Source organism: Kitasatospora sp. NPDC094016, from assembly GCF_040304045.1.
In the GTDB taxonomy this organism is placed as follows: Bacteria; Actinomycetota; Actinomycetes; order Streptomycetales; family Streptomycetaceae; genus Kitasatospora.
Map to the genome: position 1 here is coordinate 350,882 of NZ_JBEOUK010000003.1, position 24,490 is coordinate 375,371.

A 24,490-nucleotide genomic window follows, 5' to 3' on the forward strand; every position below is an offset into this window, starting at 1 on the left:
CTACGTCTCCCGCCGCAAGCCGGCCCGCTCCTCCTCCTGATCCACCCGGTTCGCGCCCGCTCGGGAGGAGGGCGCGAACCCCACGACACCCCGAACCGCAGGGCAGGCCCCCTCCCGGCCCGCCCTGCGGTTTCGCGTTTCCGGGCCCGAAACGCCCCGATGGGGTGAACCCCCGCCGTTCACCCCATCGGCCCCTCGGTCGTGTGCCATGGTCCAGATGCCCACTCACGCACCGGGAGATCGCTGTGGACCCTGATCAGAGGTTGTGGAAGGCCTGGAAGGCCATGGCCGTCCCGAAGATCGCGCGCGCAGAGATCGGAGATGACAGCATCACCATCTCGGTCATCGGCGACCTCCGCCATGCAGCGGTGGGAGGTGGCCTCAGGAAGGCGCTGACGAAGCACCTGCGCGGGACGGGCGACACGGCGACCGAGGGCCCCGCCAAGGGGTTCGTGATCGGGCCGGAGGTCACCGGTGAGCGCCGTGGCTGATCCCGTGGTTGATCCGGTGGCTGATCCCGGAGTGTCGTTCCGGCGGGACCTGTCCGAGTGGCGGATCGCGCTGGTCGCGTGGCGGCTGTTGGTGTTGCAGGCGGCGGATCCGGTGGTGGGGGCCGGGATGGCCGAGCACTCGACGTACCAGGCGCATCCGTGGCGGCGGGTGGAGCACACGCTGGGGAGCGGGCGGCGGCTGTTCTACCAGGACGGGGAGGCGCTGCGGCGGGAGGTCGCGAGGCTGGACCGGGCGCACAAGCGGATCCGCGGGACGGCGCCGGACGGGCGGGCGTACGACGCCGAGGACGCGGCGACCCGGGCGTGGGTGCTGCTGACGCTGTTCGAATGCGTGGTCGCGATGCGGCGCCTCGGCGGGGATCCGTACGATGACGGTCAACTGGAGTCGGCGTACCAGGAGTTCACCGGGTCGGTGGCGGCCTTCGGGCTGCCTGAGGGCGAACTCCCGGCCAGTGCCGCCGAGTTGCCCGCGTACTTCGCCCGGGCGGCGCGCGAGCGGCTGGAGCTCACCGAGGCGGCCCGCTACCTGCTGGAGGACATGCTGCGCGGGGCGCCGCGGCCGCGCCGGCTGTGGTTCCTCGGCGACGCCGGGTGGCGGGTGCTGCGGGTGGTGGTGGCGCGGGCGATCACGGCGCTGACGGTGGCGGATCTGCCGCCGGCCGTGCGGGAGCGGTTCGGGCTGGTGCGGACGCGGCGGGCCGCGCTGCTGTCCTGGCTGCTGCACCGGGGCGCCGGCGCGGTCGTCCCGCTGCTGCCGGACCGGCTGCGCTACCGCTCCCCGGAGCAGGGCGGTGCCCCGGCCCGGTGGCGTCCGCCGCGCCGGGACGCGCGTGGGTCCCGGGTGGACCGGTTCTTCCGCGAGGTGCTGGACCAGACCGGCGACGGCTTCCTCACCGTCCACGACCTGCGGGCGATGGCGCACAACGTGTGCTGGCAGCTGGAGTTGGACGAGGCCGCCGAGGCGCGGGTGTACCAGGCCTTCGACGGCTGGTGGGAGCAGCTGCGCGCGGCGATGGACGCGAACGGCGACGGCAAGGTGAGCCGGGAGGAGTTCGTGGCGGCCACCGTCGCGGGCTGCGACCGGGATCCGGCCTATCTGGAGCAGGGGCTGCTGCCCGCGCTGCGGGCCGTGTTCACCGCCGCCGACACCGACGGCAGCGGGTTCCTGGAGGCGGACGAGTACCGGGCGGTGTTCGGCGGCCCGCGCGTCCATCCAGCCGAACTGTCCCACGGGTTCCGCCAGTTGGACGTGGACGGGGACGGCCGGATCACCGTGGAGGAGTTCCTGCACGGTTTCACCGAGTTCTTCACCGCCCGCGCCGACTCCACTCCCGGCACCCAGCTCCTCGGCCGGGCATAGCGGAGAGACGAGGACAGGGCCAGGGGCCGCTGGTGCCTTCAGGCGCCCACGCCGTCCGCGACGGCGTGGGCGCCGTCGTGTCAAGCGACGGATCGGCCAAGATCGCTCCGCCGACTGCCCGGTCGTTCGTTGTCAGGGCCGTCGACGGCTCCGCAGACTGTCCCCACCGCCACTGCATTCACCACTGCACCGCCGCCGCACGGCCACACGCGGCCACACACGGCCACGCCCAGCTACGTGCGGCTACACACCGTTCCGAAGGTGTCAACCCCACCCCGCCTGCGATTCCTTCGTAAGGATGATGGATACTGCTCCTTGTGAACGTGTTCACGTTCACAAGCGGACAAGCTTGTGTGGTTGGGCAGCGGTCTACAGCTATAGATGAAGTTTGTCCGAAACATGCCCTTCAACGGGGCCGGTCGGTTGGAGAGAGGGCGACGTGGAACTGGCAATCGCTCACGAGACCATCGCGCGATGGCAATTCGGCATCACCACCGTTTACCACTTCCTCTTCGTCCCGCTCACCATCAGCCTCGCCGCCATCGTGGCCGGGCTGGAGACCGCCTGGGTGAGGACGAACAAGGAGAAGTACTTCCACGCCACCAAGTTCTGGGGCAAGCTCTTCCTGATCAACATCGCGATGGGCGTCGTCACCGGCATCGTCCAGGAATTCCAGTTCGGCATGAACTGGTCCGACTACTCCCGTTTCGTCGGCGACGTCTTCGGCGCCCCGCTCGCGATGGAGGCGCTGATCGCCTTCTTCTTCGAGTCCACCTTCATCGGCCTGTGGATCTTCGGCTGGGACAAGCTGCCGAAGAAGATCCACTGCGCCTGCATGTGGATGGTCGCCCTGGGCACCGTGCTCTCCGCCTACTTCATCCTGGCGGCCAACTCCTGGATGCAGCACCCCGTCGGCTACTCGATCGACCCGGTCACCGGCAAGGCCCAGCTCACCGACATCGCCAAGGTGCTGTTCCAGAACACCACCCTCACCGTGGTGGCGCACACCCTGACCGCCGCCTTCCTCACCGGCGCGGCCTTCATGGTCGGCATCGCCTCCTTCCACCTCTGGAAGGCCAAGCGCAAGCCGGAGAGCGCCGACCCCAAGAAGACCGCCGTGATGCGGACTTCGCTGCGGCTCGGCCTGGTCCTCGCTGTGGTCTTCGGCGCCGGCACCGCGCTCAGCGGCGACTCGCTCGCCAAGGTCATGTTCGAGCAGCAGCCGATGAAGATGGCCGCCGCCGAGGCCCTGTGGGACACCCAGTCGCCCGCGCCGTTCTCGATCTTCGCGGTCGGCGACGTCAGCAAGGGCCACAACTCGGTCGAGCTGGAGATCCCCGGGATACTCTCCTTCCTCGCCCACAGCGACTTCAACTCCTCCGTCCCCGGCATCAACGACACCGCGGCCGCCGAGGCGGCCAAGTACGGCGGCGACCCCAAGGACTACATCCCGAGCATCTTCGTCACCTACTGGGGCTTCCGCCTCATGATCGGTTTCGGGATGACCTCCTTCGTGGCCGGCCTGATCGGACTCTGGACCACCCGGCGCAAGAAGTTCCTGCGCCCCGAGTTCCGCACCGGCGAGACCGAGGTGCCCCGGCTGATGCTCACCCCCGGACGGGAGATGGGTCCGTTCCTCACCAAGTGGAGCTGGCGGATCGGCATCCTGACCATGGGCTTCCCGCTGATCGCCAACAGCTTCGGCTGGATCTTCACCGAGATGGGCCGCCAGCCCTGGGCCGTCTTCGGCCTGATGACCACGGCGAACGCGGTCTCCCCCAACGTGAGCGTCGGCACCCAGATCGGCGCCCTCACCACCTTCACCCTGCTGTACGCGATCCTCGCCGTCGTCGAGGTCCGGCTGCTGGTGAAGTACGCCAAGGCCGGCCCGGTGGTGACCGAGCAGCCCCCCGCCAAGGACCCGACCCTGCGCGGACCGTCCTCGGACGACGACGCCGACAAGCCTCTCGCCTTCGCCTACTGAGGACCACAGGGGATCTGACATGCAACTCCACGACGTCTGGTTCGTACTGATCGCGGTCCTGTGGATCGGCTACTTCTTCCTGGAGGGCTTCGACTTCGGGATCGGCATCCTCACCAAGCCGCTCGCCCGCAACACCGCCGAACGGCGCGTCCTGATCAACACCATCGGCCCGGTCTGGGACGGCAACGAGGTCTGGCTGCTGACCGCCGGCGGCGCCACCTTCGCGGCCTTCCCGGACTGGTACGCGACCCTGTTCAGCGGCTTCTACATCCCGCTGCTGATCATCCTGGTCTGCCTCATCGTGCGCGGCGTGGCCTTCGAGTACCGGTCCAAGCGCGACGACGCGCGCTGGCAGCGCAACTGGGAGGAGGCCATCTTCTGGACCTCGCTGCTCCCGGCCTTCCTGTGGGGCGTGGCCTTCGCCAACATCGTGCGCGGCGTCGACATCGACGCGCAGAAGAACTACGTCGGCACCTTCTGGGACCTGCTCAACCCGTACGCCCTCCTCGGCGGACTGGTGACGCTCAGCCTGTTCACCTTCCACGGCGCGGTGTTCGCGGCGCTCAAGACGGTCGGCGAGATCCGCGACCGGGCGCGGGCCACCGCCCTGCGGGTGGGCGTGGCGGCGGCGGTGCTGGCGCTGGCCTTCCTGCTCTGGACGCAGGCCGACAACGGCAACGGCCGCAGCCTGGCCGCCCTGGTCATCGCCGTGCTGGCCCTGGTCGGCGCCTTGGTGGCCAACCGACTCGGCCGCGAGGGCTGGGCGTTCATCCTCTCCGGGGCGACCATCGTGGCGGCCGTCGCGATGCTCTTCCTGGCGCTCTTCCCGAACGTCATGCCCTCCACCCTCAACGACGGCTGGAGCCTGACCGTCAGCAACGCGGCCTCCTCGCCGTACACGCTGAAGCTGATGACCATCGTGGCCGCGGTGTTCACCCCGCTCGTGCTGCTCTACCAGGGCTGGACGTACTGGGTGTTCCGCAAGCGCATCGGCGTCCAGCACATCCCCGGGCATGCCCCGGCCGCCGCGCTCGACCAGGACTGACGCCGTGAAGCCGGTCGACCCCCGACTCCTCGGGTACGCCCGCACCACCCGTGCCTTCCTCGCCGGATCCGTGCTCCTCGGCGGGGCGGGCGCGGCCCTGGTGGTCGCCCAGGCGAGTCTGATCGCCGAGATCGTCGTCCGCGCCTTCCAGCGCCAGGCGACCCTCGGCGAACTGACCACGCCGCTGCTGCTGCTCGCCCTGACGGCCGTCGGGCGCGGGCTGGTCGGCTGGCTCACCGAACTCACCGCGCACCGGTCCGTCGCCCGGGTGAAGTCCACCCTGCGGCGCCGGCTGCTCGACCACGCCACCGCGCTCGGCCCGGCCTACCTGGCGGGCCGGCGCACCGGCGAACTCACCACCCTCGCCACCCGCGGCGTCGACGCGCTGGACGACTACTTCGCCCGCTACCTGCCGCAGTTGGCGCTCGCCGTCGTCGTCCCGGTGATCGTGCTGCTGCGGATCGTCGGCGCCGACTTCACCTCGGCCGCGATCATCGCCGGGACGCTCCCGCTGATCCCGCTGTTCATGGTGCTGATCGGGATGGCCACCCAGAGCCGGATGGACCGGCAGTGGGGCACCCTGGCCCGGCTCTCGCACCACTTCCTCGACGTGGTGGCCGGACTGCCCACCCTCAAGGTGTTCAACCGGGCCCGCGCCCAGGCCGCCACCATCGCCCGGATCACCGCCGACTACCGCCGCGCCACCCTGCGCACCCTGCGGATCGCCTTCGTCTCCTCCTTCGCGCTGGAACTGCTCTCCACCCTGTCGGTCGCGCTGGTCGCGGTCACCGTCGGCTTCCGGCTGGTGGACGGCACGCTCGACCTGGAGACCGGGCTGCTGATCCTGATCCTCGCCCCCGAGGTGTACTTCCCGATCCGCCAGGTCGGCGCGCTCTACCACTCCAGCGTGGAGGGCCTGACCGCCGCCGACGAGATCTTCCAGGTGCTGGAGACCCCGCTGCCCGTCACCGGCACGGTGCCCGCACCCGCCCTCACCGGGGCCGCCGTCGCCGTCTCCGACCTGGTCGTGCGCCACCCGGGCCGGACCGAGCCCGCGCTGGACGGCGCCGCGCTGACCCTGCGCCCGGGCACCACCACCGCCCTCACCGGCCCGAGCGGGGCCGGCAAGTCCACCCTGCTCGCCGTCCTGCTCGGCCTCGTCGCCCCAGACGCCGGCACCGTCCGGATCACCGCTGCCGACGGGCGGACCCACGACCTGGCCGCACTGGAACCGGCGAGCTGGCGGCGGCAGATCGCCTGGGTGCCGCAGCACCCGCACCTGTTCGCCGGGACGGTCGCCGACAACCTGCGGCTCTACCGCCCGGAGGCCACCGACGAGCAGCTGTGGACGGCGCTGCGGGCCGCGCACGCGCTCGACTTCGTGACCGGGCTGGACGCCCCGCTCGGCGAGGACGGCGCCGGGCTCTCCGCCGGGCAGCGCCAGCGGCTCGCGCTCGCCCGCGTCCTGCTCGCCGACGACCGGCCGCTGGTCCTCCTCGACGAGCCGACCGCCAACCTGGACGGCGCCTCCGAGGCCGCCGTCGTGGACGCCGTCCGGACGCTCGCCGAGGATCCGGCGCGCACCGTGCTGATCGTCGCCCACCGGCCGGCGCTGCTGGCCGTCGCCGACCGGCGGGTCCGGCTGGCGGGGGCGCCCGCCCCGGCCGCCGGCCCGGCCTCCGCTCCGGCCTTCGCCGCGGTCGAGCGGCCCGCGCACAGCGGGCGGCCGACGCCCGCCCCCGCCACGTCGGAGGACGAGCCCGAGGCCGCCGCCACCACCCCGAGGCTGGCGCTGTCCGTCCTGCTCGGCGCGCTCGCCCTCGGCTGCGCCGTCGCGCTGATGGCCACCTCCGGCTACCTGATCTCCCGGGCCTCCGAGATGCCGCCGGTGCTCTACCTGATGATGGCCGTCACCTCGGTACGGGCCTTCGGCATCGGCCGCAGCGTCTTCCGCTACGCCGAACGGCTGGTCTCGCACGACGCCGTGCTGCGCACCCTCGGCACCCTGCGGGCCGCCGTCTACCGGCGGCTCACCGCGCTCGCCCCGGCCGGACTGCCCGCCTTCCGGCGCGGCGACCTGCTCTCCCGGCTGGTCGCCGACGTCGACGCGATCCAGGACCACCACCTGCGCTGGCGGCTGCCGGCCGCCGTGGCGGGCGTGGTCTCGCTGGCCGCGGCGGTGGCGATGGGCGCCTTCCTGCCCGCCGCCGGGGTCGTGCTCGGGGTCGGGCTGCTGCTCGCGGGCGCGGTGGTGCCCGCCCTGGCCGCCCGCTGGTCGGCCGGTGCCGAACGGCGGCAGGCCCCCGAGCGCGGGCGGCTCGCCACCACCGTCGTCGACGCCTTCACCGGCACCGCCGAACTCACCGTGGCCGGCGCGCTGCCCGGCCGGCTCGCCGCCGTCCACGGCGCCGACGCCGCGCTCACCCGGCTGGCCGCCCGCTCGGCGGCCACCACCGCGCTCGGCACCGGGCTGATCGCGCTGCTCACCGGGCTGACCGTGACCGCCGCGGCGGCCGTCGGCGTCCAGGGGGTGCACGGCGGCGCGCTGGCGCCGGTCTGCCTGGCCGTGGTCGTGCTCACCCCGCTGGCCGCGTTCGAGGCCGTCACCGGGATGCCGCTGGCCGTCCAGGCACGCCAGCGCAGCCGGGCCGCGCGGGCCCGGCTGGACGAGGTGCTGGAGGCCGAGGCCGTCGTCGCGGAGCCGGCCGCGCCCGCCGCGCTGCCCGAACAGCCGCTGCCGGTCGCCGTGCGCGGACTGACCGTGCGGCACCCGGGGCAGGCCGTGGACGCGCTCGCCGGCGTCGACCTCGACCTCGCGGCCGGCCGCCGGATCGCCGTGGTCGGCGCGTCCGGCTCCGGCAAGACCACGCTGGCCCAGGCGCTGCTGCGGTTCCTGGAGCCGAGCGCGGGCACCGTCACCTTCGCCGACGGCCGTCCACAGGCTGTGGACAGCCGCGCGCTCGCGGGCGAGGACGTCCGCCGGGTGATCGGACTGTGCGCCCAGGACGCCCACGTCTTCGACAGCTCGCTGCGGGAGAACCTGCGGCTGGCCCGGCCGGACGCCACCGAGGACGACCTGCGCGCCGCGCTCGCCGCCGCCCGGCTGCTGGACTGGACGCTGACCCTGCCCGACGGCCTGGACACCATGGTCGGCGAGCACGGCGCCCGGCTCTCCGGCGGCCAGCGGCAGCGCCTCGCACTGGCCCGGGCCCTGCTCGCCGACTTCCCGGTGCTCGTCCTGGACGAGCCCGCCGAACACCTCGACCTGCCCACCGCCGACGCGCTCACCGCCGACCTGCTGGCCGCCACCGAGGGCCGCACCACCGTGCTGATCACCCACCGGCTGGCCGGACTGGACGACACCACGGTCGACGAGGTGCTGGTGCTGGACGGCGGCCGGGTCGCCGAGCGCGGCCGCTGGTCGGAGCTGGTCGCGGACCGGGACGGGCGGCTGCACGCCCTGTGGCGGCGGGAGCGGGAGGCGGACGGGCTGCTGGAGCCGGTCGGGGCCGCCTGTTAGGCCCGGCCGGGGCCGCCCGCTCAGCCTGGGCGGGGCCGCCTGCCCAGCCTGGTCGGGGCCGCCCGCCCAGCCTGTTCAGGGCCGCTCGTCGGGCCCGGTCGGGGCGCGGTTCCCAAGTCGCGCCGTCCTTCGGATGAAAAGCGTACAAACTAGGCTTTCTGCATGGACCCCACGCCAGAGCCCTCCGCCGCCGCGCCCGAGCCGACACCCCATCGGGTGCCGGAGATCGCCTCGCTCGGGCTGGACACCCTGGTCACCGAGGTCGCGGAACGCCTGCAGTCGGCCGCCGCGGTCACCGACCGGATGCAGCGGCTGCTGGAGGCGGTGGTCTCGATCGGCGCCGGGCTCGACCTGCACGCCACCCTGCACCGGATCGCCACCGGCGCCGCCGAACTCGTCGACGCCCGGTACGCGGCCCTCGGTGTGATCGCCCCCGGCCGCACCGGCCTGGCCGACTTCATCCACGTCGGCGTCGACGACGAGACCGCTGCCGAGATCGGCGACCTGCCCGCCGGACGCGGCATCCTCGGCGCGCTGATCGACCGCCCCGAGCCGCTGCGGCTCGCCGACCTCGGCGCCGACCCGCGCTCCTCCGGATTCCCGCCGCAGCACCCGGAGATGAAGACCTTCCTCGGCGAGCCGATCCGGGTCCGCGCCGAGGTCTTCGGCAACCTCTACCTCACCGAGAAGAAGGGCGGCGGCGCCTTCACCCCCGAGGACGAACAGGTGGTGCACGCGCTCGCCGCGGCGGCCGGCGTCGCCATCGAGAACTCCCGGCTGTACGAGGAGGGGCGGCGCCGGGAACGCTGGATCGCCGGCGCCTCCGCCGTCACCACGGCGCTGCTCTCCACCGACCAGGCCGAGAGCGCGCTCACCGTCGCGGCCGAGCAGGTCCGGGAGCTGGCGGACGCCGCGCTCGGCATGATCCTGCTCCCGACCGAACCGACGGAGGACGGCGACGGGCAGATGCGGGTCGCCCACGCCTCCGGCGAGGCCGCCGAGTTCGTCCGGGGCGAGCTGCTGCCCAGGGAGAACTTCGCGGCCCGGCTGCTCGCCGGGGAGAGCGTCTACCTGGACGACATGTCCAGCGACCCGACCGTGGAGATCCGGCTCGCCCGCGCCTTCGGCCCGTCGATGGCCGTCCCGATGGTCGCCGCCGGGCGGGTGCTCGGCGGGCTCTGCGTCTGGCGCCCGCGCGGCGCCCTGCCGTTCACCGACACCGAGAAGCAGCTCGCCGAGACCTTCGCCTCGCAGGCCGCGCTGGCCCTGCGGCTCGCCGAGGGCCAGCGCGACCAGCAGCGCCTGGCCGTCTTCCAGGACCGCGACCGGATCGCCCGCGACCTGCACGACCTGGTGATCCAGCGGCTGTTCGCCACCGGGATGATGCTGGAGAGCGCGGCCCGGCGGTCCGTGGTGCCCGAGGTGAGGGTCGGCATCGGCAAGGCGGTGGACGAGCTGGACGCCACCATCCAGGAGGTCCGCACCACCATCTACGCCCTCCAGCACGACAACCACGGCGACGCGCCCGACACCCTGCGCACCCGGGTGCTGCGCGAGGCCAGCCAGGCCGCGGCCGCGCTCGGCTTCAAGCCCTCGGTGAGCTTCGTCGGGCCGGTGGAGAGCCTGGTCGAGGAGAAGAACGGCCGTCAACTGCTCGCCGCGCTCAGGGAGATGCTCTCCAACACGGCCCGGCACGCGCGGGCCTCCCGGGTCGGCGTGGAGATCGACGCGACCGCCCACCTGGACGACACCGGCCGGCCGGTGAGCGGCGACCCGGAGTCGCTGGACCGGGGCGGGCGCCCGGGCGTGCTGCTGACGGTGACCGACGACGGCGTCGGCATCCCGGCGGGCGGCCGCCGCAGCGGCCTGCTCAACCTGACCCGGCGGGCCGAGGCGCTCGGCGGCGCCGCCTGGCACGAGGCCGGGCCGTACGGGAAGGGAACCATGGTCCGCTGGACGGCCCGGCTCTGAACCCGGCCCGATCCTCCTCGGCGGTTGGCCGGTGAAAGTTAAACGAGGGAGAACTTCCCGACCAACACCGCAAGTTGTGAACGTTCTGGGCTTTCCGTGGGTCCGTGTGCACACATAGCTTTGCACCGGTCTCGGAGGGGTAACCGGACGGGGGGAGCAGTGGACGCGTCTGGCCGCGGGAACACCGCAGCAGGGGCAAGTCGAGGCGGGTTCAGGACGGAGCGCGCCCCGGACGGGCGGTACCGCTGGCAGCTGAAGGCGCCGAACGGCCGGGTGGTGGCCATCACCGCCGCCATGTTCGAGACGCCCGGCGAGGCCGAGCGCGGCTTCGACGGATTACGCGTCGGGGCCGCCGAACTCACCGCGCGGATCACCCACGTCCGGGACGGCATCGGCTGGGTCTGGGTCGTCCCCGGGTCGCGCAGCCTGCCCGAGGTGCGTTCCAGCCGCGCGTACGAGCGGTACGCGACCTGCCAGAACGCCTTCCGGCGCTTCGTCGTGCTGCTGGCCAAACAGCCCGCGCGGGACCTGCCCGTCCGGGAGCTGCCCGCGCGTGACCGGCCCGTTCGCGACCAGTCCGTTCGTGAGCGGCCCGTTCGTGAGCAATCCGGCCGTGAGCGGCCGACGGCTCGCGACCTGCCGGGCCGTGAACTTCCCCGCAACACCGTCTCGTTGAGACGCCCCGATGGCCGCTGAGGGGCGCGGCCCCCGTCTGCTGATCGTCCCCGCACCCGAACGCTGCCTGGGCTGGGCGCTGCGCGCCGCCAACGGGCGGCCGCTCGGCGTGGGCGTGCGCACCTACCGCAGCGAGGAGGAACTCGCCGAGGCGGTACGGGTGTTGCTGATCGAGCGGGCGGCCCTGCGATGTTCGGTGGCCCAGTCCGAGGGCCGGCAGTGGGTGTGGTCCGCCTACCTGCCGGCGCGCAGCACCCGGCGGTCGGCGGTCGAGCCCGCGCCGGTGGCGCGCAGCGCCCGCGGCTACCTGCGGCGCGACCAGTGCCAGGCCGGCGCCGAGGGCTTCCTGTCCGGGCTCCAGTGGGTGGGGCAGGAGTTGCGGCGGGGCGGTCGGGACGGCCGCTGGCCGCTGTGAGGCGGCCGGGGCCCACGTGCAGTTCCGGTGAAGCGCAGGTTTCCGGCAACACCCCGAGTCGCCACCTGGAGAAGAACGTCACCGGCCTCCGACCACCCCCTTCCCCCTCCGCCGCGCCCGTGCTGACCAGTCGCTAAACCTCGTCGAACCGATGAGTCGACAATCCCGACCCGCCCTCGACCTCCCTTCCGGCGGAACCTCCGGGCCGGACAGGATCTGCACTGCCGGAGCGGCCGCAGCGGACGCGGCCACCGGCCCCGGGCTCCCAACCAGAGCACGGGTTCACGCGATGGACGTCTCTCCCACCGGAGGAAGAGAAACATGCGTAAGACCGCTGCCAAGCTGCTCACCGTTGCCGCCCTGGCGACCTCCCTCGCCACCGTCGCCTCGGGCTCGGCCATCGCCGACCCGGCCGCCGGTGTCACCCCGGCCGCCCAGGACATCGTGGGTGTCGGCTCGGACACCATCCAGGTCCTGCTGAACCAGTTCTCGGCCGACTACAACGCCTCCCTGGGTGCCGGTTCCACCGCGCCGCGCCTGTACAGCTGGGACGCGACCGGCACCTCGCCGATCACCACCAAGACCGGTGCCACCTCGATCGCCCGCCCGAACGGCTCCGGCGCCGGCATCAAGGCCCTGGTCGCCAACACCAGCGCGACCGTGGACTTCGCCCGCTCCTCGCGCGGCCCGGCGGCCACCGACGCGCACGGCCTGGACTTCGTCGCGCTCGCCAAGGACGCCGTCAGCTGGTCCGCCCCGAGCAACGGCAACGCCCCGGCGCAGCTGACCTCCGCGCAGCTGACCGCGATCTACAACTGCACCACCACCAACTGGAACCAGATCAGCGCGAGCCTGCCGAACGCCACCATCAAGCCGTTCCTGCCGCAGGCCGACTCCGGCACGCGTTCCTTCTTCCTGGGTGCGATCGGCGTGACCACCCCCGGCGCCTGTGTCACCACCGGCCCGGAGGAGAACGAGGGCACCGACGCCAACCTGACCGACCCGAACGTCGTCTTCCCCTACTCCGTCGCCCACTACCTCGGCCAGACCGTCGGCGGCCACGGCACGGCGACCGACGCCCCCGGCAGCCTGACCCTGCGCAACATCGTGGTCAACGGCGCCACCCTGACCCCGGTCACCAACAACGTGATCAACACCAAGTTCGCCAACTCCTCCTTCGGCCGCGTGGTCTACAACGTGATCCGCGACACCGAGTGGACGGCGACCGACGCGCACGGCCAGGCGCTCCAGGCGATCTTCGGCTCCAACGGCTGGATCTGCAACGACCCGGTCGCCGCCGCCGACCTGGCGAGCTACGGCTTCCTGGCCACCCCGGCCTGCGGTGTCGCCACCCTCACCTGATCCACCCTCACCTGACTCACCTCGCATCTGATCCACCCCGCACCTGATCCACCCCGCACCTGATCCACCCCGCACCATCCGGCGGCCACGGGCTTCGCGCCCGTGGCCGCCGGCCCACCGGCGGGACGTCTCGAAGGGAACGGGCCGGCTCCGGTCGGACCCGTCGGCCGGCCCTCGGACCGGTTCTCCACCCTCAGCGCGAAACCTTCCTCTCCCAAGGAGCCCAGCATGTCCCGTACCACCGGTCGGTTCCTCGCCGGCGGCGTCGCGGTCGTCCTCGCCGTCACCGCCTTCGGCGGCGTGGCCGCGGCCGACACCGCTCCCGTCCCCACCGGCAGCGCCGTGGTGACCGAGAACAACACCTTCCTCCAGGCCGCGGCGAGAAACGGTGTGTTCATCGTTCCGCTGCCGAACGCCAGCGTCTCCTACAACACCACCGCGGGCCTGGCGACGAGCCTCCCGGTGACCGGCGGCAGCGTGAACCTGCGCGGCTACTACGGCAACGCGACGCTGGGCGGCAGCCTGCTGTTCGTCGACGTCTTCACCGGCAAGAGCGTGCTCTTCAAGCAGCTCGCGTTCAGCGCCGACGACTGGCGCCTCACCGGTGTGCCGGACGGCGCCACCGACCCGGTCCTGCTGTTCAAGCCGGCCGGCCTCCAGCGGACCGAGCAGAGCGGCACCACGCAGTCGCTGACCGCCTCCGCCCTCACCGTGGACGCCGCGGGTGCGCAGTTCCTCGACAGCAAGCTGAACACCTCCTTCTTCACGAACGGTCAGGCGATCGGTTCGTTCGCGCTGACCTTCAACGGCTGAGCACCGCCCGCAGGTTGGTCCAGGCCCGTGCCGACAGGCGCGGGCCTGTTTTTCCGTGGAGGCGTCAACTCCGCTACCGAGGTGCCGCGTTGTGGTCTCGTACACGCGGGCGACCGGATCCGGCCATCTGCGGCTGGCCGAATGGACGGGTACCGGAATCGTCGGCCGCTCGATGCCCGATCCCCTGCGCCGCGGCTCCCGGCGGCGCGCAATCGCACGGAGGTGCCCGCCATGAGAGTCCGACCGCCCGACCGGAGACCCTTGGGCCGTTGGCGCCGCCGACTGCCCGCTCTCGCGATGGTGTGGTCGTCGGTAGTCGCTGTCGGCGTGCTGCCGATCGGCCTGGGGGCGCTGCCGCAGGCCGTGGCGGAGGACTCCGCCGTCACGGTGCCGGGGCCCAAGGTGTGGCAGCCGAACGACGGCGTGTACGGCCCCGAGGGCAGCGTGAGCGTCGCGCAGACCAAGAACCTGGTCAACCAGGTGGTGCACGTCAGCTGGAAGGGGTTCACCCCGACCTCGGACGCCAACGGCGACCCCTGGCTGAACGGGCCGGCGCCGCGCAGCGAGCAGCCCTTCTACCAGGTGCGGGTGTACCAGTGCCGGGGCACTGACCCCAAGGTCACCGACTGCTACGACAGCACCCTGTACAACGCCGACGCGGCGGCGGGCTTCCAGCAGAAGACGCCCGCGCCCGGGACGACCTTCCCCGACTACCCGTCGAACATGGTCGTCTCGATCACGGGCGCGGACGGTTCGGGCTTCGCGGACCTCGAGCTCTACACGGCCGACCAGAGCCCCACCCTGGGCTGTGACGACAAGCACCCGTGCTCGTTGGTCGTCGAGCCCAACTACGGCGGCGACTCCATCGCCTGGGCGGACAAGACCCGCAAGGGCGTCCTCGGCTGTGACAACCACAGCCTGGACCTGGACTTCGGCATGGCGTCCGACCTGAAGCTCAACGGCACCATCAACCGCTACACGAACATGAAGACGTCCGAGCAGTGCTCCTGGGAGCGCCGCGCGGTGGTGCCGTTGGAGTTCGCCCCCACGGCGGCGGCCTGTCCGGACCAGCACGCGGCCTTCCGGGTGGCCGGACTCGAACCGGCCAAGCGGGCGATGGCGCAGTGGCAGGCCGGGCTGTGCCAGGGCACCGAGCCGATGTCGCTCACGTACGGCTTCGCGAACGGTGACGCGCAGGCCCGCACGGACTTCCTGTCGGGCGGCGGCGACATGGCGCTGGCGTCCCGGCCGGACACCCAGGCGCCGCCACCGCGCCCGTACGTGTACGCGCCGATCGCGACCTCGGGAATCTCCGTGGTGTTCGTCGTGGACGACCCGAACACCGGTCGGCAGATCAGGAGCATGAAGCTCAACGCGCGGTTGCTGGCCAAGCTGCTCACGCAGTCCTACGCCTCGCCCGGCGCCGCGATCCCGTCGGTGAAGGGCAACCCGATCTGTATCTTCGACGACCCGGAGTTCCAGAAGCTGAACCCGCTGCCCTCGGACGGCACGGTCTCCTGGCCCACCGGTTGCCTCTCGAACAACACCACCCCGACGGTGTTCGGCGGGACGGCGGACATGACGTACCAGCTGACGTCGTGGATCGCCTCGGACCCGGACGCGGTGCGCTTCCTGGACGGCGAGTCCGACCCGTGGGGCATGCACGTGGACAGCTTCTACCTGCGCCCCGCCTTCTCCGGCTACCCGACCGACTCCCTCGTCCGGCAGGACTCCTCGGGGATCCCGGACGCGAAGGAGGACGCCAAGCGCAACTGGAAGCAGTTCGAGTGGAACCCGATCTCGACCGGGCTGAACGACGTGGTGCGCAAGGTGCTGTGGAACCAGCCCAACTGCGTCAACGGGGACACGAAGTCGGACGGCTCGCACGACCTGTGCCCGCCGCTCAAGATCGGCAAGCGGACCCTGTTCGCCATCATGGACACCGGTGAGGCGAAGGCCTACTCGCTGCCCGAGGCCCAACTGCTCAACCCGGCCGGCGGTTTCGTCTCGCCGGACGGCCCGGGCTTCCAGGCGGCCGTCGCCGACATGACCGTCGACCAGGCCACCGGCGTGCAGTCCCTGCCGTACGGCGCGTCCGACTCGGCCCTCTCGCGCGACCAGAAGGCCTACCCGCTGACCGCCGTGCAGTACGCGATGCTCCCGACCAAGGACGTCGCGGCCGGCAAGGTGGCCGCGATGACCAAGTTCATGCGCGCGGTGACCACCACCGGCCAGGTCTACGGGTACGAGCCCGGCCACCTCGCCCCCGGCTTCCTCGCCCTGACCGCCGCCCAGCGGACCCAGGCCGGGGACGCGATCGGCCACCTGGAGGCGCAGGACGCCAAGCTGCCCGGCAACCAGGCCGCGCCGCCGAACCCGCCCGCGACCGGCGGCGACGGTTCGACGCCGGCCTCCGGTACGGGGGGTGGGCAGGGCGTCGCCCCGGTCACCCAGGTCGGTGAGGGCGGAGCGTCCGGCGGGAGCGGGGCCGCGGCCTCCGGCGAGACCGGGGACCAGGCGTCCGGCGGGTCCGGCGGCTCCTCCACCGGTGGCCTGTCCGGCACCGGTGCGGGCTCCGCGTCCGGTGGAGCGGGAACGGCGGCCGGTGGAACCGCGGCGGGCGGAGCGGCTGCGGGTGCCGGCGCGGGTGCCAAGCCCGGTGCGACGCCCAGCACGCCCGGCAAGCCGCTGTCCGTCGCGCCCGTCGCCGCCGGTACTCCGGCGCCCGACCGTTCCGGCGCCGCGCGGCTGCTGCTGCCCGTCGCGCTGATCGGCGGCCTGGTGCTGCTGGTCGGCGGTCCGGCGGTCCTCTTCCTGGGCGGGACGCCCGCCGGGGCGCGGGCGCTGGCGGAGGTGCGGAAGGGCTGGTCGCGGTTGCGCCGCCGTCCGTGACGCTCCGGCCGTCGTCCGCGACGGTCTGACGCGGTGACACAACAGAATCACCGAAGCACGACTCGGCGGGGCCGCCGTTTCGGCCCCGCCGAGTCGTTTTCGCTTGGCTGAAGTCGCCTGGCTGAAGTCGCCTGGAGTCAACGCGCGTTGCGCTCGGGATGGAATCGGCCAATGGCCCGGCCGCGCGTGATCGAAGGCAAATTCCTTCCACATCAGAGGACTTGGGTGAGAAGCCCCAGCACAGACCCGTCATCCGCCGGTCCGGCCCGGCCATCTGGAGTTCCCAACTCCGCCACCGAGGTGCCGCGTTGGGCCCTCGTACACACGCACGACCCGATCCGGCCACCTGTGGCTGGCCGAATGGGTACGCACCGGATCCGTCCCCCGCACCCGAGCACGGAGAGCAGACCATGACATCCGCCGCCGAGCCAGCGGCACCGTACGCCGGGGTGCCAGGCCAACCCGGCCACGGGCCCGACCGGGACGTCCCGCGCACCATCACCGCCCCCGCGACCCCGGGCGACCGGGTGTTCCGCGGGGTGCTGCGGGTCGCCGGGCTCTCGGTCTTCGCGATCATGGGGATGATCGCGTTCTTCCTGATCCTGCGGGGCACGGACGCGCTGCGCGCGGTCGGCTGGTCCTTCCTGACCGAGCAGAAGTGGCAGACCGCCGCGCACAACTTCGGCATCGCGGCCGTCCTGCCGAACGGCCTGCTGATCGCCGTCATCGCCCTGGTGATCGCCGTCCCGGTCGCCCTCTTCACCGCGATCTTCATCTCCGAGTACGCGCCGGTCCGGCTGCGGGCGGCGCTGATCTCGCTGATCGACCTGATGGCGGCGATCCCCAGCATCATCTACGGCCTGTGGGGGCTGTTCTTCCTCCAGCCGCGCATCATCGGCTTCGTCCGCTGGCTGACCAACCACCTCGGAGACACGATCCCCTTCCTCAAGGTGCGCACCGGCGACATCGGCACCTCCTACACCTCCTCCACCTTCATCGCGGGCGTGGTCGTCGCGTTGATGATCATCCCGATCGTGACCTCGCTCAGCCGCGAGGTGTTCTCCCAGGCCCCGCAGGGCGAGCGGGAGGGCGCGTATGCGCTGGGCTCGACCCGTTGGGGGATGGTGCGCGCGGTGGTCCTGCCGTTCGGCAAGGGCGGGGTGATCGGCGCGATCATGCTGGGCTTCGGCCGGGCGATGGGCGAGACGATCGCGGTCGCGCTGATCGTCTCGCCGAGCTTCAAGACCATCACGCACATCCTGGAGAACGGCGCCAACTCGATCTCGGCGCTCATCGCGCTGCGCTTCGGCGAGTCGGACGCGCTCTCGCTCTCCGCGCTGATGGCAGCCGGCCTGGTGCTGTTCGCGCTGACCCTGCTGGTCAACGTGGCGGCCGGCTTCGTGATCAACCGGTCCCGCTCCGGGGCCTCCACCGCGGACTGAGGCGGCGTACCGACATGACCCACCGCGTCGAAGGGACGACCCGATGACCACGCTCGACCTGCCACCGGTCGCCGCGTCCGGGCCCGGAGGTCCGACGCCCTCCGGCCCCGCCGAGGCACCTGCCGAGGCCGCGCCACCGCGCTCCCAGACCAAGGTGCGGCTCGGCGGTGTGACCCGCGAGGACGTGTTCACCGTGGCCGGCTCACTGGTCGGCTCGCTGGCGCTGAACTGGGCGCTGTACGAGCGGGTGCTGCCGTTCAGCGGCGCGTTCGGCTTCCTGGTCTGCTGGTACCTGCTGTTCCTGGCGGGCTACTTCGCGCTCGGCCGGCTCCAGTGGGGCAGGCTGATGGTGCGCGACCGGCTGGTGTCGGTGGCCTCCTGGAGCTCCGGGCTGCTGGTGGTCGCGCTGATCGTCGACCAGATCGGCTACGTGGCCAGCCGCGGCTTCGAGGCGGCCCAGCACCTCAACTTCTTCACCGAGTCGATGGAGCGGACCGCCGCGCTCTCCCCGATCACCTCCGGCGGCGCGCTCAACGCGATCGTCGGCTCGCTCGAACAGCTGGGCCTGGCAACGCTGTTCGCGGTGCCACTGGGCATCGCGGCGGCGATCTTCATGTCCGAGGTCGGCGGCCGGCTGGCGCGCCCGGTGCGGACGCTGGTCGAGGCGATGACCGCGCTGCCCTCCATCGTGGCCGGCCTGTTCATCCTCGGTGTCTTCATCATCACCTTCGGCTTCGAGAAGAGCGGCTTCGCGGCCTCGCTGGCGCTGACCGTGATGATGATGCCGATCGTCACCCGGGCCGCCGAGGTGGTCATCCGGCTGGTGCCCGGCACCCTGCGGGAGGCCTCGTACGCGCTGGGCGGCAGCCAGTGGCGCACGGTGTGGAACGTGGTCCTTCCCACCGCCCGGCCCGGTCTGGTGACGGCGGTGGTGCTCGGCATGGCGCGCGGCGTCGGCGAGACCTCGCCGGTCCTGCTGACCTCGGGCTTCACCTCGCAGTTCAACGCCGACCCGCTCCACGAGCACCAGGTGTCGCTGCCGCTGTACATCTGGAACTACGTCAAGCAGCCCTACCCCGAGATGGTCGCCCGCGCCTTCGCGGCCGGACTGACCCTGATGGTCCTGGTGCTGATCCTCTTCGTCACCGCGCGCGTGCTCGGCGGCCGCAAGCCGGGCGAGCTGACCAGGCGTCAGAAGCGCCGGATCGACCTGGAGGCGCGGCGCGCCGAGGCCGCCGCACGAGCCGCCCGGCCGTCCGACACCGTCCGTCCGGCGATGGCGCGGACCGCGTCCGCCCACACGTCGGCCACCGCCGTCCCACTCCCCGGGAACAGCTGATGACCCACCCAACCACCCTCCGTCCCAGAGGAGTCCCCATGTCGTGGGAGGCTGCCGGCCGCCCCGTGGCCCGCGCGCTCGCCCTGCTGATGTCCCTGTTGCTGCTCGCGGCCGCGCCGTTGCTGGGGCCGGGCTCCCGGGCCTTCGCGGCGAGCGTCGCGCTGAGCGCGGACGGCTCCAGCTGGGCCGGTCCGGCCATCGACCAGTGGCGCCAGGACGTCGGGTCGCAGGGCATCCAGATCAGCTTCAACCCGGTCGGCTCGGCAGCCGGCCGCAACTCCTGGACCCTCGGGCAGAACGACTTCACCGCCTCCGACGTGCCGTTCCGCACCACGCCCGACGCCGGTGTGAACGACGCGGGCCGCCGCAACGGCCAGGGCAGCGCGGAGCAGCCGACCTACGGCTTCTCGTACGTGCCGATCACCGCCGGCGGCACCACCTTCATGTACAACCTGGTGGTCGGCGGCAAGCAGGTCCGCGACCTGCGACTCTCGCCGCAGACCGTCGTCGACATCTTCACCAACAAGATCACCAACTGGAACGACCCGAAGATCACCGCCGACTACGGCAAGACGCTGCCCAACCTGCCGATCACCCCGGTGGTCCGCTCGGACGGCTCCGGCGCCACCGCGCAGTTCACCCGCTGGATGGAGCACACCCACAAGGACCAGTGGGACGCGTACTGCTCCTCCGTCAACGGCGTCTCCTGCGGTGACTACACCGAGTTCTTCCCGCCGTCCGGCCGGATGGTCGCCCAGAACGGCTCGGACGTCGTCGCCGGCTACATCAAGGCCTCCTCCGGCCTCGGCACCATCGGCTACGACGAGTACGCCTTCGCCAAGCGCAGCAACTGGCCGGTCGTGAAGGTGCTCAACCAGGCCGGCTACTACTCGCTGCCGACCGCCTCCAACGTCGCCGTGGCGCTCACCGCGGCGAAGATCCGCGGCGTCGACGACAACACCCCGGTGTCCGACCCGAACTACCTGCAGCAGAACCTCGACGGCGTCTACACCATGGACGACCCGCGCTCCTACCCGATCTCCAGCTACAGCTACGTGATCGTGCCGCGCTCCGGGGCCGCGCTGCCCCCGCCGCCCCGCTTCAACAACGACAAGGGCAGTGCCCTCAGCCGCTTCCTCGCCTACGTGCTGTGCGAGGGGCAGGGCGAGGCGGACGGCCTCGGCTACTCGCCGATCCCGCGCGGCCTGGTCAAGGGCGGCCTGCTGCAGACCAGGAGCATCCCCGGCAACGCCAGCCCGGTCGACCCGGACACCCTGTCCAACTGCGCCAACCCGACCTTCAACTCCGCCGGTGAGCTGACCGTCCTCAAGAACGCGCCGCAGCCCAGCCCCTGCGACAAGCAGGGCGCTCCGCTGGACTGCACCGTGCAGGGCGGCCAGGCGGTCAAGTCCGGTTCGGGCACCGGCGGTTCCAGCAGCGGCGGCACCGGCGGCGGCGCGGCCGGCGGCACCGGTGGCAGCGGCGGTACGGGCGGTACGGGCGGCGGCAGCGGCGGTGGCACGGGCCGGACCGGCAACGGTACGAGCGGTGGTGCGGCCGGCGGCGCCGGCGGCACGGGCGGTGGCGGCGCGGGCACCGGCGGCACCGGCGACGGCGCCGCGGCGGCCGACGGCGCGGCCGGCACGGACCCGAACGCGGCTGACGCCGCACCGGGCGACCCGGGCACCGAGGACGTGGTCGACCCGCAGACCGGCCAGGTGGTCGCCCGCGGACGCGGCGGCAGCACCGAGGTCGCGGCGAACGTGGTCGAGGTGGCCGGCAGGCCCGAGGACTGGACGCTGAGCACGCTCACCGCCCTCGAACTGCTCGCCGTGGTGCTCGTCCCGCCGCTGCTCGGCCGGCGGCTGCTGCGCCGGCGCAAGTCCTCGGACGGCGCCTCGTGACCGCCCCGGTGCTGGAGAAGCCGGCCGCCCCCGCGCGGCCGGCCACGCCCGCGGGCCCGCCCGCCGCGACCCCCGCGGCCGGGCCCGCCGCCGCCCCCGCGCGGCGCCGCCTCCTCCAGGGCGCCCGGGTGGCCAGCCTGCTGGCCGCGCTGGTGCTGGGCTTCGTCGGCTACCTGTTCACGCTCTCGCACGTCCAGGAACGGCACTTCCAGTCCACCGCGTACAAGACCTTCCGGGACCAGCTCGCCCGGGCCGTCGCCCCCACCGGGGCCGCCGCCGACGGCGCCCCGGTGGCCCTGCTGGACATCCCGGCGATCGGCCTGCACCAGGCCGTCGTGGTCGAGGGCACCACCGGCCGGGACCTCATGCGCGGGCCCGGCCACCGCCGGGACACCGCCCTGCCCGGCCAGGGCGGCGTCGCGGTGCTGTTCGGCCGCGGCGCCACCTTCGGCGCGCCCTTCGCCGAACTGTCCGGGCTCCGGGTCGGCGACAAGATCGAGGCCACCACCGGGCAGGGCAAGTTCACCTACACCGTCAACGTGTACGGCGACGGCGACCACCCGATCACCGACCCGGCCCGCAACCGGCTCGTCCTGGTCACCGGGGACTCGGACTGGATCCCCGGCTCGACCGTGATGGTCGGCGCCCGGCTGGACGGCGACCCCGAGCAGAACCCCGGCGGCCGGCCCCGGACCGTCCCGTACGACAAGGCGCTGGCCGCCGACAAGGGCGCGCTGGCCACGCTGCAGCTGTGGTCGCTCGGACTGCTGGGCGCGGTGCTCGGCGCGCTCCTGCTGGCCCGGTACTGGCGGGCCTCGGCGGCCTACCTGAGCCTCGCGCCGGTGCTCGGCGCGCTGCTCTGGGCGGTCTACGAGAACGCCGCCGCCCTGCTGCCCAACCTCTACTGAAGCGCGCCCGGAAGGCCGTACCGATGACGGATGCACCGATGACCGACACCCCGACCACCGGCCTGGGCACGGTCGACACCCCGGCGACCGACCCGGCCGCCGACACCCTCACCCTCCCGCCGCTGCCGCCGGCCCCGCACCCCGGCGGCGAGCCGCTGGCCGGGCTGGAGACCAGGGAGGTCTCCGCCTGGTTCGGCGCCCGCAAGGTGCTGGAGCGGGTCTCGCTGGCGATGCCGGCCGGCGAGGTCACCGCGCTGATCGGCCCGTCCGGCTGCGGCAAGTCCACCTACCTGCGGATCCTCAACCGGATGCACGAGATGGTGCGCGGCGCCGCGCTCGCCGGCGAGGTGCTGCTGGAGGGCGACGACGTCTACCGCCCCGGCCGGCGCCCCGCCGAGGTGCGGCGCCGGATCGGCATGGTGTTCCAGCGGCCCAACCCGTTCCCGGCGATGTCCATCCAGGACAACGTCGCCAGCGGCCTGAAGCTGGCCGGGATCAAGGTCTCCAAGGAGGAGCGCCGGGACCTGGTGGAGACCAGCCTGCGCCGCGCCGGGCTCTGGGACGAGGTCTCCACCCGGCTGCACACCCCGGGCGGCGCGCTCTCCGGCGGGCAGCAGCAACGCCTGTGCATCGCACGGTCGTTGGCGGTCTCGCCGGACATCCTGCTGATGGACGAGCCGTGCTCCGCGCTCGACCCGACCTCCACCCGGCGGGTCGAGGAGACCATCGCCGAACTGCGCGGGCGGCTCACCATCGTGATCGTCACCCACAACATGCAGCAGGCCCAGCGCGTCTCGCAGACCTGCGCCTTCTTCCTGGCCACCCACGACACCCCGGGCCGGATCGTGGAGGCCGGGCCGACCGCGCAGGTCTTCGGCAACCCGCGCGACCAGCGGACCTCCGACTACGTGAACGGCCGCTTCGGCTAGGCCCTGTCCAGGGCTCCGGCGGCACGCCTTCAGGGCAGCCGCAGCAGCTCCTCCAGCACCGCCGCGACGCCGTCCTGCTCGTTGCTCACGGTGTGCAGCGGCACCGCCGCCAGCACCTGCGGGTGCGCGTTGGCGACGGCGTACGCGGTGCCGGCCCAGTCCAGCATCTCCAGGTCGTTCGGCATGTCGCCGAAGGCCACCACCTCGCTCCGGTCGATCCCGTGCCCGGCGCACCAACGGGCCAGCGTGCTGGCCTTGGTGACGCCGGGCGCGCTGATCTCCAGCAGCGGGATCGGCGCCGAGCGGGTGATCTCGGCCAGGTGCCCGGCCACCTCCCGGGCCTGGGTGAGGAACGTGTCCGGGTCGAGGTCGGGGTGCTTGGCCAGCAGCTTGAACAGGCCCCGGACCGGCCCGCCGGCGCTCAGCAGCTTCTCCGCCGGGCCGACCGCGTGCTCCAGGTCGTCGCCCCACATCGGCACCGCGTACTCGGGCTCGCGGGCCCACCCGTCCGGGTACTCGAAGGCGAACGCGGTGCCGGGCAGTTTGGCGCGCAGCACCTCGACCACCGCCAGGGTGGTCTCCACCGGCAGCGGGAACGACTCCAGCAGCTCACCGCGCCGCACGTCCACCACCGCGCCGCCGTTCGAGCAGATCGCCACCCCGTGGCCGCCGATGTGGGCGCTCACCTGCTGCATCCAGCGCGGCGGCCGCCCGGTGACGAACACCACCTGCACCCCGGCCGCCTCCGCGGCCGCCAGGGCCGCGGCGGTGCGTTCGCTGACGGTGCCGCCGGCGCACAGCAGGGTGCCGTCCAGGTCGGTGGCGATGAGGCGGGGGGCGGTACGGGCTTCGGTCACCGGTCCATCTTCGCCCATCGGTGCCACACCGGTCACCGGCGCGGACGGACCTCGTCGCGGCCCCGCGGCGCCGCGACGCCGAACCGGCGGGACCGGGCCGCCGACCCGCCGGACCTGTGGCTTTCGGTCCCCGAGGCGCCGTTTCCGGCCTATTCGCCCGCCGGCCGGGGTGTCCCCGGGGCGCGACGGGCAGGAGTGTGCACGGCCACCCCGTCGGCAGGAAGAGCCATGCCCACTCGCCAGCTCCGAGACGAGCCTCCCCCGACCATCCCGCCCGCCGCCTCCCCGGCCGGCTCCCGGGACGTCTCCGCAGGCGCTTCCGCAGACGCTTCCGCGGACGTTTCGCCGGACGCCTCCCGCGAGCCGGTCCTGCTCGGCGACGTCCTCTTCCACACCCTCGCCGAGATCGCCCGCCGCGCCCCCGAGCCCCGCCTCCCGGCCCAGCGCACCCGCCCGCACCCTTAGGCCCAATGCCGGTGACTTTAGGTTGTTGCCGGCTGGGTGATCGTGACGGTTGCCGGTATTGGTGGTGGCCAGTTGCGGTGCTGGGCGCGTTTGAGGG

The 24,490-nt window shown here is 72.8% G+C and carries 18 protein-coding genes; 17 read left to right on the forward strand and 1 reads right to left on the reverse strand.

Features of this window, described 5'->3' with window-relative positions:
• Window positions 1-284 precede the first annotated feature (284 nt).
• The 16 genes from ABT015_RS05090 to ABT015_RS05165 all read left to right on the forward strand — a co-directional run bounded on the left by ABT015_RS05090 (window position 285) and on the right by ABT015_RS05165 (window position 23,071).
• Entirely contained in the window at window positions 285-491 is a 207-nt protein-coding gene (locus ABT015_RS05090) for a hypothetical protein (protein WP_350876888.1), read from the forward strand.
• 16 nt (window positions 492-507) lie between these two features.
• A complete protein-coding gene (locus tag ABT015_RS05095) occupies window positions 508-1,872 on the forward strand; it encodes an oxygenase MpaB family protein (protein WP_350876890.1) in 1,365 nt (454 codons plus the stop codon).
• 439 nt (window positions 1,873-2,311) lie between these two features.
• Window positions 2,312-3,856, forward strand: a complete 1,545-nt coding sequence (locus tag ABT015_RS05100; RefSeq protein ID WP_350876892.1) for a cytochrome ubiquinol oxidase subunit I — start codon at window positions 2,312-2,314, stop codon at window positions 3,854-3,856.
• A 19-nt stretch (window positions 3,857-3,875) separates the two neighbouring features.
• Window positions 3,876-4,901, forward strand: a complete 1,026-nt coding sequence (gene cydB, locus ABT015_RS05105; RefSeq protein WP_350876894.1) for a cytochrome d ubiquinol oxidase subunit II — start codon at window positions 3,876-3,878, stop codon at window positions 4,899-4,901.
• 4 nt (window positions 4,902-4,905) lie between these two features.
• Window positions 4,906-8,421 carry a thiol reductant ABC exporter subunit CydD gene (cydD, locus tag ABT015_RS05110; protein WP_350876897.1) on the forward strand — a complete coding sequence of 1,172 codons (3,516 nt, stop codon included), beginning with the start codon at window positions 4,906-4,908 and terminating at the stop codon, window positions 8,419-8,421.
• A 162-nt stretch (window positions 8,422-8,583) separates the two neighbouring features.
• On the forward strand, window positions 8,584-10,392 hold the full coding sequence (locus tag ABT015_RS05115; protein ID WP_402446831.1) for a sensor histidine kinase: 1,809 nt from the start codon (window positions 8,584-8,586) through the stop codon (window positions 10,390-10,392).
• Window positions 10,393-10,665: 273 nt separating this feature from the next.
• Window positions 10,666-11,088 carry a hypothetical protein gene (locus tag ABT015_RS05120; protein WP_350876900.1) on the forward strand — a complete coding sequence of 141 codons (423 nt, stop codon included), beginning with the start codon at window positions 10,666-10,668 and terminating at the stop codon, window positions 11,086-11,088.
• Entirely contained in the window at window positions 11,078-11,482 is a 405-nt protein-coding gene (locus tag ABT015_RS05125; protein ID WP_350876902.1) for a hypothetical protein, read from the forward strand. The genes ABT015_RS05120 and ABT015_RS05125 overlap by 11 nt, the downstream gene beginning before the upstream one ends.
• A gap of 321 nt (window positions 11,483-11,803) precedes the next feature.
• The gene (locus tag ABT015_RS05130) at window positions 11,804-12,844 is read left to right on the forward strand and encodes a PstS family phosphate ABC transporter substrate-binding protein (protein ID WP_350876904.1); all 1,041 of its coding nucleotides are present in this window, start codon (window positions 11,804-11,806) and stop codon (window positions 12,842-12,844) included.
• A 228-nt stretch (window positions 12,845-13,072) separates the two neighbouring features.
• Window positions 13,073-13,657, forward strand: coding sequence for a hypothetical protein (locus ABT015_RS05135; RefSeq protein WP_350876906.1), 585 nt, complete (start codon window positions 13,073-13,075; stop codon window positions 13,655-13,657).
• Between the two features lie 327 nt (window positions 13,658-13,984).
• Window positions 13,985-16,549: a hypothetical protein gene (locus ABT015_RS05140; protein WP_350876908.1), complete on the forward strand. Its 2,565-nt coding sequence runs from the start codon at window positions 13,985-13,987 to the stop codon at window positions 16,547-16,549.
• A 410-nt stretch (window positions 16,550-16,959) separates the two neighbouring features.
• A complete protein-coding gene (pstC, locus tag ABT015_RS05145) occupies window positions 16,960-17,991 on the forward strand; it encodes a phosphate ABC transporter permease subunit PstC (protein ID WP_350876910.1) in 1,032 nt (343 codons plus the stop codon).
• Between the two features lie 43 nt (window positions 17,992-18,034).
• On the forward strand, window positions 18,035-19,330 hold the full coding sequence (pstA, locus tag ABT015_RS05150) for a phosphate ABC transporter permease PstA (RefSeq protein WP_350876913.1): 1,296 nt from the start codon (window positions 18,035-18,037) through the stop codon (window positions 19,328-19,330).
• A 38-nt stretch (window positions 19,331-19,368) separates the two neighbouring features.
• Window positions 19,369-21,234, forward strand: coding sequence for a substrate-binding domain-containing protein (locus ABT015_RS05155; RefSeq protein WP_350876915.1), 1,866 nt, complete (start codon window positions 19,369-19,371; stop codon window positions 21,232-21,234).
• Entirely contained in the window at window positions 21,231-22,142 is a 912-nt protein-coding gene (locus ABT015_RS05160) for a class E sortase (RefSeq protein WP_350876917.1), read from the forward strand. Before ABT015_RS05155 ends, ABT015_RS05160 begins: the two co-directional genes overlap by 4 nt.
• A gap of 38 nt (window positions 22,143-22,180) precedes the next feature.
• Window positions 22,181-23,071 (forward strand): phosphate ABC transporter ATP-binding protein, encoded by an 891-nt coding sequence (locus ABT015_RS05165; protein ID WP_350876919.1) that lies wholly within the window; start codon window positions 22,181-22,183, stop codon window positions 23,069-23,071.
• A gap of 29 nt (window positions 23,072-23,100) precedes the next feature.
• On the opposite strand, the gene ABT015_RS05170 is transcribed toward ABT015_RS05165, so the two are convergent.
• Window positions 23,101-23,946 carry an HAD family hydrolase gene (locus tag ABT015_RS05170; protein ID WP_402446845.1) on the reverse strand — a complete coding sequence of 282 codons (846 nt, stop codon included), beginning with the start codon at window positions 23,944-23,946 and terminating at the stop codon, window positions 23,101-23,103.
• Window positions 23,947-24,156: 210 nt separating this feature from the next.
• Here ABT015_RS05170 and ABT015_RS05175 point away from each other — a divergent pair, with 210 nt between their 5' ends.
• On the forward strand, window positions 24,157-24,393 hold the full coding sequence (locus ABT015_RS05175) for a hypothetical protein (RefSeq protein ID WP_350876923.1): 237 nt from the start codon (window positions 24,157-24,159) through the stop codon (window positions 24,391-24,393).
• The last annotated feature ends 97 nt before the right edge of the window (window positions 24,394-24,490 follow it).

Coding starts and splice junctions, on each gene's coding strand:
- ABT015_RS05090 (WP_350876888.1), top strand. CDS start 285: ATGGCCGTCCCGAAGATCGCGCGCGCAGAGATCGGAGATGACAGCATC.
- cydB (WP_350876894.1), top strand. CDS start 3,876: ATGCAACTCCACGACGTCTGGTTCGTACTGATCGCGGTCCTGTGGATC.
- ABT015_RS05115 (WP_402446831.1), top strand. CDS start 8,584: ATGGACCCCACGCCAGAGCCCTCCGCCGCCGCGCCCGAGCCGACACCC.
- ABT015_RS05125 (WP_350876902.1), top strand. CDS start 11,078: ATGGCCGCTGAGGGGCGCGGCCCCCGTCTGCTGATCGTCCCCGCACCC.
- ABT015_RS05130 (WP_350876904.1), top strand. CDS start 11,804: ATGCGTAAGACCGCTGCCAAGCTGCTCACCGTTGCCGCCCTGGCGACC.
- ABT015_RS05135 (WP_350876906.1), top strand. CDS start 13,073: ATGTCCCGTACCACCGGTCGGTTCCTCGCCGGCGGCGTCGCGGTCGTC.
- pstC (WP_350876910.1), top strand. CDS start 16,960: ATGACATCCGCCGCCGAGCCAGCGGCACCGTACGCCGGGGTGCCAGGC.
- pstA (WP_350876913.1), top strand. CDS start 18,035: ATGACCACGCTCGACCTGCCACCGGTCGCCGCGTCCGGGCCCGGAGGT.
- ABT015_RS05155 (WP_350876915.1), top strand. CDS start 19,369: ATGTCGTGGGAGGCTGCCGGCCGCCCCGTGGCCCGCGCGCTCGCCCTG.
- ABT015_RS05165 (WP_350876919.1), top strand. CDS start 22,181: ATGACCGACACCCCGACCACCGGCCTGGGCACGGTCGACACCCCGGCG.
- ABT015_RS05170 (WP_402446845.1), bottom strand. CDS start 23,946: ATGGGCGAAGATGGACCGGTGACCGAAGCCCGTACCGCCCCCCGCCTC.
- ABT015_RS05175 (WP_350876923.1), top strand. CDS start 24,157: ATGCCCACTCGCCAGCTCCGAGACGAGCCTCCCCCGACCATCCCGCCC.